This is a genomic window from uncultured Paracoccus sp. (assembly GCF_947496875.1).
Lineage (GTDB): Bacteria > Pseudomonadota > Alphaproteobacteria > Rhodobacterales > Rhodobacteraceae > Paracoccus.
This window is the reverse complement of sequence record NZ_CANMEH010000070.1, coordinates 1-1,004: the sequence shown is the minus strand read 5'-3', so window position 1 is coordinate 1,004 and position 1,004 is coordinate 1. Positions and strand designations below refer to the sequence as shown.

2 protein-coding genes are annotated in these 1,004 nt (G+C 72.0%); both read right to left on the bottom strand.

Features of this window, described 5'->3' with window-relative positions; translation table 11 throughout:
- Positions 1–214, bottom strand: a 214-nt coding sequence (locus Q0938_RS19130) for a hypothetical protein (protein WP_299365709.1), incomplete at its 3' end; no start/stop codon positions are given.
- Positions 215–293: 79 nt separating this feature from the next.
- Positions 294–1,004: hypothetical protein (locus Q0938_RS19125; RefSeq protein WP_299365707.1), on the bottom strand; the 711-nt coding region annotated here is incomplete at its 5' end.

Genomic DNA, 1,004 nt, shown 5'->3' with positions numbered 1-1,004 from the left:
TCGCGATCGGGTCCTCGGGCGGCCAACCCGCCCTCTGGAGCCTTTCGGACTGCAGCACGATCCAGCGCGAGATCGCGTTGCTGGCCATGGCTTCGAGGTCGCCGAGGCCGAGGCTTGCGATGGGGGCGTGCAGTCTTCCTCGGGCCTCGAGCCATCGTCCGATCTCCAGCGCGGCCTCGCGCGTCACATGCGCCTGCCATTCATCCGGGGTCATCGGCCCGGCAGGATCGCACCGGGCCTCGGGCGGCGGCGAAGGCCGGCCAGACCTCCGCCGCCGTGCAGCGGACCGCGCCTCACCCATTGAGCCAGGCGGGCATGCCGGTCGCCGGCGCTCCGCCCGACGCGGTGGGCGGGGACGCGGGCGAGTGCTGGGCGGGCGACTGCTGCGTGGGCGGTTGCTGCGGGGGCTGCTGCTGGGCCGGTGCCTGCGCGCCCCAGGCCGGGGCCGCGGACGGCGCTTGCGGTTGCGCACCCCATGCCGGCGTGAGCGCCTGCCAGCCCGGCGCCGGCGCGCTCGTGGTTTTCCGTGGCGGGGCATTGACGGGCTCCGGAGGAACGGCTTCGCCGCGCATGGTCGGTGCGTGCTGCGGCTCGTCGGGCAGAACGACGTTCGCGATCCGGTTCTGGTCGCGGTATTGCGGGTTGGAGGCGGGCTCCACCATGATCCTGGCGGCGAAGACGATGCCATCGAGATGCTTGAGCCCGGGCAGCACGCGCTTGGCCTTGGCGTCGGGGCTCTCGTCCCTGGGATCGAGCCCGAGAGCGCTGTCGACCATCGCCCGAAAGGTGGATTTCGAGATCTTCCAGCCGATCGACTGGCCCTTCTCGTCGACCTTGCCGCCCGCCACGGTAAAGCTCTGCCAGAACTTCCGCCGGGCGTGCGGCCCCTCGAGGATGGTGAACTCGCAGTCCAGCATCTTCGCGTCGCTCGACTGCGAGGCCTTCAGGAGCTTCGCGTCCATCGGGGTCGCGCCATCGACGCCGCCGGGGCGCACGGTCAGGCG